The sequence below is a fragment of the Microseira wollei NIES-4236 genome, assembly GCF_020521235.1.
In the GTDB taxonomy this organism is placed as follows: Bacteria; Cyanobacteriota; Cyanobacteriia; order Cyanobacteriales; family Aerosakkonemataceae; genus Microseira; species Microseira wollei.
The window spans coordinates 1-284 of sequence record NZ_BLAY01000660.1 but is presented as its reverse complement, the minus strand read 5'-3'; the positions used below and the strand labels follow the sequence as shown (position 1 = coordinate 284).

Annotated in this window: 1 protein-coding gene; it reads left to right on the top strand. The window is 44.4% G+C overall.

Translation table 11 applies throughout. The features are described from left to right. Positions 1-284 (top strand): tetratricopeptide repeat protein (locus tag MiSe_RS50175; protein ID WP_226595099.1); only part of this gene is annotated, 284 nt, incomplete at both ends.

Below are 284 nucleotides of genomic sequence, written 5' to 3'. Positions count from 1 at the left end.
AGGACTCTACAATTCTCAAGTCCGCTACAGCGAAGCGGAACCTTTGTATTTGCAAGCTTTACAATTGAGAAAAAGACTGCTGGGAGAAGACCATCCGGATGTTGCCCAAAGTTTGAATTATCTGGCAAAACTATACTATTCTCAAGTCCGCTACAGAGAAGCGGAACCTTTGTATTTGCAAGCTTTACAATTGAGAAAAAGACTGCTGGGAGAAGACCATCCGGATGTTGCCCTCAGTTTGAATAATCTGGCAGGACTCTACAACTCTCAAGTCCGCTACAGCG